Annotated in this window: 9 protein-coding genes and 1 pseudogene; 8 read left to right on the top strand and 2 right to left on the bottom strand. The window is 53.6% G+C overall.

Features of this window, described 5'->3' with window-relative positions; all coding sequences use genetic code 11:
- From OP498_RS18180 to OP498_RS18605, 6 genes are all read left to right on the top strand, one after another.
- Positions 1 to 180, top strand: a complete 180-nt coding sequence (locus tag OP498_RS18180) for a site-specific integrase (protein WP_348533499.1) — start codon at positions 1 to 3, stop codon at positions 178 to 180.
- A complete protein-coding gene (locus OP498_RS18175; RefSeq protein WP_280554767.1) occupies positions 126 to 1,070 on the top strand; it encodes a transposase in 945 nt (314 codons plus the stop codon). The genes OP498_RS18180 and OP498_RS18175 overlap by 55 nt, the downstream gene beginning before the upstream one ends.
- A gap of 116 nt (positions 1,071 to 1,186) precedes the next feature.
- A complete protein-coding gene (locus OP498_RS18170) occupies positions 1,187 to 1,465 on the top strand; it encodes a type II toxin-antitoxin system RelE/ParE family toxin (RefSeq protein WP_280554765.1) in 279 nt (92 codons plus the stop codon).
- A 10-nt stretch (positions 1,466 to 1,475) separates the two neighbouring features.
- Positions 1,476 to 1,763, top strand: a complete 288-nt coding sequence (locus tag OP498_RS18165; protein WP_036148342.1) for a HigA family addiction module antitoxin — start codon at positions 1,476 to 1,478, stop codon at positions 1,761 to 1,763.
- Positions 1,764 to 1,877: 114 nt separating this feature from the next.
- Positions 1,878 to 2,153, top strand: a complete 276-nt coding sequence (locus OP498_RS18160; protein ID WP_280554763.1) for a PBPRA1643 family SWIM/SEC-C metal-binding motif protein — start codon at positions 1,878 to 1,880, stop codon at positions 2,151 to 2,153.
- A 345-nt stretch (positions 2,154 to 2,498) separates the two neighbouring features.
- Positions 2,499 to 2,696, top strand: a complete 198-nt coding sequence (locus OP498_RS18605) for a DUF2283 domain-containing protein (RefSeq protein WP_280549639.1) — start codon at positions 2,499 to 2,501, stop codon at positions 2,694 to 2,696.
- 78 nt (positions 2,697 to 2,774) lie between these two features.
- Here OP498_RS18605 and OP498_RS18155 read toward each other — a convergent pair whose 3' ends face one another.
- Together OP498_RS18155 and OP498_RS18150 are read right to left on the bottom strand one after the other, a co-directional pair.
- Entirely contained in the window at positions 2,775 to 3,029 is a 255-nt protein-coding gene (locus OP498_RS18155; protein ID WP_280549641.1) for a Txe/YoeB family addiction module toxin, read from the bottom strand.
- The gene (locus tag OP498_RS18150; RefSeq protein WP_280549713.1) at positions 3,026 to 3,277 is read right to left on the bottom strand and encodes a type II toxin-antitoxin system prevent-host-death family antitoxin; all 252 of its coding nucleotides are present in this window, start codon (positions 3,275 to 3,277) and stop codon (positions 3,026 to 3,028) included. The genes OP498_RS18155 and OP498_RS18150 overlap by 4 nt, the downstream gene beginning before the upstream one ends.
- 446 nt (positions 3,278 to 3,723) lie before the next feature.
- Here OP498_RS18150 and OP498_RS18145 point away from each other — a divergent pair, with 446 nt between their 5' ends.
- Both OP498_RS18145 and OP498_RS18140 read left to right on the top strand, forming a co-directional pair.
- Positions 3,724 to 3,996, top strand: a complete 273-nt coding sequence (locus tag OP498_RS18145) for a CopG family antitoxin (RefSeq protein ID WP_280549643.1) — start codon at positions 3,724 to 3,726, stop codon at positions 3,994 to 3,996.
- Positions 3,997 to 4,085: 89 nt separating this feature from the next.
- Positions 4,086 to 4,325 (top strand): annotated as a pseudogene (locus OP498_RS18140) (DUF4160 domain-containing protein).
- Positions 4,326 to 4,771: the final 446 nt, after the last annotated feature.

The raw sequence follows: 4,771 nt of genomic DNA, 5'->3' as shown, positions 1-4,771 counted from the left end.
ATCCACAGCCTGCGTCATGCCTACGCCACGCATGTCCTGGAGCAGGGACTGCCCGTTCATCAGCTCCAGCGGCTGCTGGGCCACCGCAGCATCCAGTCGACGATGCGCTACACTACTACCACGTCGTGTTCACCCTGCCGCACAGCCTCAACGGCTGGGTCCAGCTTCACCCCGAGGTGATTTACCGACTGCTGTTCCAGAGCGCCTGGCAGACGCTGCGCACCTTTGGTCGCGATCCCAAACGTCTCGGCGGCGAGATGGGCATGAGTGCGGTGCTCCATACCTGGGGCCAGAACCTGAGCCAGCACGTGCACCTGCATTGCCTGGTCCCCGGCGGTGCGCTGGGCGACGATGGCGGCTGGCATGGGGCTCGCAGTCGCTACCTGTTCTCGGTCCGGGCCCTGTCGCGCCACTTTCGTGGGCACATGGTCAGTGCCCTGCGTCAGGCCGCCATTGCCGGCGAACTTCACCGGGTTACCCGGCCCGGTGACGTCGATGACCAGCTCAACACTCTGATGGCCACCGAGTGGGTGGTCTTCAGCAAGGACTGCCTCGAGCACACCGACACGGTGGTGCGCTACCTGGCGCGCTACACGCGCCAGATCGCCATCAGCAATGCCCGGATCCTCGCCGTGGACGACCACCAGGTGACCCTGCGCTACACGGACTACCGCGACCGTGACCGGCGTAAACAGCTCGTCCTCGATGGTGAGGAATTCGTGCGCCGCTTCCTGCTCCACGTGCTGCCCACGTGGCTGATGCGGGTCCGACACTACGGCTTTCTGGCCAATCGCTGCCGGCGACGACGCCTGGCACAGATCCGCCAGGCGCTGGCAATTGTCGAGAAGGCACCGGATGCCGATCCGGCCCGCTCGCGGGTCACAGCGGCGCTCGTCTTGGTGATGGATTTCGACCAGCAAGCGCGCTACGTTGGGGCAAATTGGACCCGGAGGGAACTGGGATCATGGCCAACATCACTGCCCGAACGCCTCGTAACAGATCCGACTGCGCGCGACCTGACGTCTCAGGCCGCACACCGGCCAATACAATACCCTATAGAAGCTGTGTAGCAGCCTGATGGGCGGCTTAGTCCAGCAGGCATTTATACGCCATGCTCCGCACGGCGAAGAAATGCTGAACCGTTATGCGCTTTGACACCTGACACGTTACAGGGTACATTCAGGGAATGATTCGAAGCTTCAAACACAAGGGCTTGGCAAAATTCTTCAAGTCCGGCAGCACTGCAGGGATTCAGGCCGCTCACGAAAGGAGACTTCGGCTCATTCTCGGTAGATTGAATGCAGCGTCGAATGCCAAAGATATGGACTTACCCGGTCTTCGTTTGCACGAACTCTCTGGCACCCGGGCCGGAATCTGGTCAGTGACCGTCAGCGGTAACTGGCGAGTGACCTTCCGGTTCGAAGACGGAGATGCCGAGATTGTGAACTATGAGGATTATCACTGAGGTAATGCTAATGTTAATGCACAACCCTCCGCACCCGGGTGAAGTACTGCGAGAGCTTTGTCTTGAGCCCCTTGGTCTCTCTGTCACGGCGGCGGCAGAGGCATTGGGTGTTAGCCGAAAAACGCTGAGTGCCGTGTTGAATGGCAAGGCCGGTATCAGTCCCGAAATGGCGATCCGGCTCTCTATTGCTTTCGATACTTCGGCAGAAAGCTGGCTGAATCAGCAGTCCCAATATGAACTCTGGCATGCCGAACAACATCGCAAAGAGCTCAATGTGAAGAAGCTTGTTGCAGCCTGAAGCAGCATATAACCAGACCATGCACAGGATGCCGAAACCTCCGCTTCGCTGCGGTTTTTTCACTGGTGATGGCGGGCGTTAGCACTAAAGAGCAACCAAGAACATGGAATTAAAATGGCAAAACTAGGAACAGAGAAACGACCAATAATCGTTCGTGTACATTCTGAAGAAAAAGCAAGATATATTGCTGAAACATGTGCGGAACATGGGTGGCACTATATCATTGGGTTTGAATTAGATAAACCTGAAGACATGTCGGATTTTGAGAAAATGTTGAATCCTTCTTCGCCTTCAGTATCCGAAAAGGTTGGAAGGAATGCGCCTTGTCCCTGCGGTAGTGGGAAGAAATATAAGAAATGCTGTGGTGGTTCCGGTGCGTTGTTGGTCTGAAGTTTTGTGCTGAACAGCGGGTCAATTTGACCGGCAAAAGCTACACTCCTATCGTCGCTACGCTTTCGCCGTCAAGTTATCCTTATCGTTATGCGGGCTGTAGAGTAGAAATATGAGGACTACCCGGTATTTCGAAGCAACCCGAAGTCGCCCGGATCGCTCCGGAATACGGGACGAGTGGATTCAGAGGGCAGTCGAACGCCCGGAGCACCAGCATGTCCAATCTGACGGACGCATTCGGAGGTGGGCCCGGATTCCAGAGGCGGGAGGCCGCTACCTTCGGGTGGTTTTGCTTGCGGACCGAGAGACGGTCCCTAATGCATTCTTCGATCGAGCATTCAAGTCATGAAAGTCCAGTACTTTAAAGACACCGACACGCTGTATATTGAGTTCCAGGGCCGAGAAATCTCGGAAACCCGAGATTTAGATGAAAACACTCTTCTTGACTTAGATTCCGACGGGAATGTATGCGCGATCACCTTCGAGCACGCCAGCCAGAGAACCGACATTAGTCATTTGCAAGTAGAAGGCATAGCCGCATAACAAGTCGCTCAAGTGCGTTCCGGCCCTGTCGGGCCTCCACCAGACGCGCTTACACGCGCCACTTAGCTAAACGTTAAATCAGTAGTGGTATCGAAGCTGGGCGATAAGTAAAGCGTCATCCGTGACTTTGTACACTATTCGGTGTTCCTCGTTGATTCGGCGAGACCAGTAACCGGCGAGGCTGTGCTTGAGGGGCTCCGGTTTACCGATACCTTCAAACGGTTTTCGCTTGGTCTCCTTGATCATTTTGTTGATTCGGTTAAGGATCTTTTTGTCACTTTTCTGCCAGTACAGATAGTCTTCCCAGGCGTTCTCGGAGAAGATGAGTTTCATTCAAGAAGTTCCTTTTCCTGACCACCGCCTTGCTCCAGTTCGGCAACAGATTCCAGCAAGCGACGAGCGTTCCTTGGTGCACGCAGGAGATAGGCGGTCTCTTGCAGCGCCTCGTAGTCCTCAAGAGAGATCATGACCACGGACTGTGATTTGCTTCGGGTAATGATCACCGGAGAATGGTCTTCACAGACCTGTTCCATGGTTTTTGCTAGATTGGTTCTAGCGGCTGTATAGCTAATGGCATCCATAAAACTGCTCCTGTACAGGATATTGGTCATGGTCAGGATACCGTACGCCAAAGGATTTAACAATCGGCTGCACAGCGACCGATTTTCCGCTGCTTCGCCGCTCCAAACCGGCGCGTGAACCGGGCGTTATCTATTGAGTACAAAAAGCACACGATGTGCTACTCTTCACTCATGAAACCTATCACATGGAACCCAGAGAAGAATAAGCTCCTCCAAGAGAGAAGGAGCATCTCGTTCGAGGATGTGGTTTTGCACATCTCGATCGGAGGTATCCTGGATACGTTCGAGTATCCGAATCAGGAACGGTATCCAGGCCAGAAGATTCATGTGATTGAAGTAGAGGGATACGCCTATCTAGTGTCCTTTGTAGAATCGGAAGACGAAGTGTTTTTGAAAACGATCATTCCGAGCCGGAAAGCGACCAAAACCTATTTGGGAGGTCCGAAATGAGTAGGTTGGATAAAGAAGAGCAGGAAGTTTTGGACGCGTTCGATGCTGGAGAGCTACAGCGTGCGCCTGATGTTGAGAGTCAAAAAGCGCAACATCAGCAGTATGCCGAAGCCATGTTCAAGAAGGATGCCCGCATCAACATCAGGCTTTCTTCCAAGGATCTTCGTGGGCTGCAAAAAAAAGCGCTGGCTGAAGGTATTCCCTATCAAACACTTGTTGCCAGCATTCTCCACAAGTATGTCGAAGGTCGCTTGCATGAGGATCGGTAGCTAACCAGGCCATGCACCGGATGCAAAAACCTCCGCTCCGCTGCGGTTCCGTCACCGGTGATGCCGGGCGTTGTGTCTGAGGAGTATGGATGAGTCCTACAGTATTCAGAGAGAAGGGGTATCGCTTCTTTTTCTTTTCCCGAGAAGAACCTCGGATGTATGTTCATGTAGTATCAGGCGATGGGGAGGCCAAATTCTAGCTTGAACCAGATCTTGAGCTTGCCAAAAACCACGGCTATAACCGGCAGCAGTTGAAAGAAATCGAATCACTGGTGGAGGATCACGGCGATGAGCTTGTCAGCGCTTGGAAACAGCACTTCAGCAGTTGAGGTGACAAATATCTCTACACATGGCGTATGGCTTCTGGCACACGACCGTGAGTTGTTCATGCCGTATAACAGTTTTCCGTGGTTTAAGGAGCAGCCTGTCAGTGCAATCGTGAATGTTGAGGAGCAATCCCCGGGACACTTCTACTGGCCTGATATTGATGTAGACTTGACGGAGGAAATTATTGAGCATCCCGAGAGGTTTCCGAATGTCGCTCACAGCACATAACCATCGCAGGCACGGCGACGTCTTTTCCATTGCGGCTTTGCCTCCATTCCAAAGCCTCGCGTGCTGCGGGCGTTAAAGCGGGAAATCCGAGTTGTGGCACGTGATACCCATCCGTGTCAAAATTGAGCAATACGTGAACGAGAGGTTTTCTCCATGAATCTCCAGAAAATTGAAGACGAGGCGCTCCACCTCCCTAAAGAGGAGCGAGCGCAATTGATCC

Source organism: Halomonas sp. 25-S5 (genome assembly GCF_029889845.1).
Classification (GTDB): Bacteria; Pseudomonadota; Gammaproteobacteria; order Pseudomonadales; family Halomonadaceae; genus Halomonas.
The sequence above is the reverse complement of the archived record's forward strand: the minus strand, read 5'-3'. Positions and strand labels throughout refer to the sequence as shown.

Bases quoted from the DNA above. Each gene is read 5' to 3' on its own strand.
- OP498_RS18150 (WP_280549713.1), bottom strand. From the start codon at position 3,277: ATGGATGCCATTAGCTATACAGCCGCTAGAACCAATCTAGCAAAAACC.
- OP498_RS18155 (WP_280549641.1), bottom strand. From the start codon at position 3,029: ATGAAACTCATCTTCTCCGAGAACGCCTGGGAAGACTATCTGTACTGG.
- OP498_RS18605 (WP_280549639.1), top strand. From the start codon at position 2,499: ATGAAAGTCCAGTACTTTAAAGACACCGACACGCTGTATATTGAGTTC.
- OP498_RS18170 (WP_280554765.1), top strand. From the start codon at position 1,187: ATGATTCGAAGCTTCAAACACAAGGGCTTGGCAAAATTCTTCAAGTCC.
- OP498_RS18160 (WP_280554763.1), top strand. From the start codon at position 1,878: ATGGCAAAACTAGGAACAGAGAAACGACCAATAATCGTTCGTGTACAT.
- OP498_RS18165 (WP_036148342.1), top strand. From the start codon at position 1,476: ATGTTAATGCACAACCCTCCGCACCCGGGTGAAGTACTGCGAGAGCTT.
- OP498_RS18145 (WP_280549643.1), top strand. From the start codon at position 3,724: ATGAGTAGGTTGGATAAAGAAGAGCAGGAAGTTTTGGACGCGTTCGAT.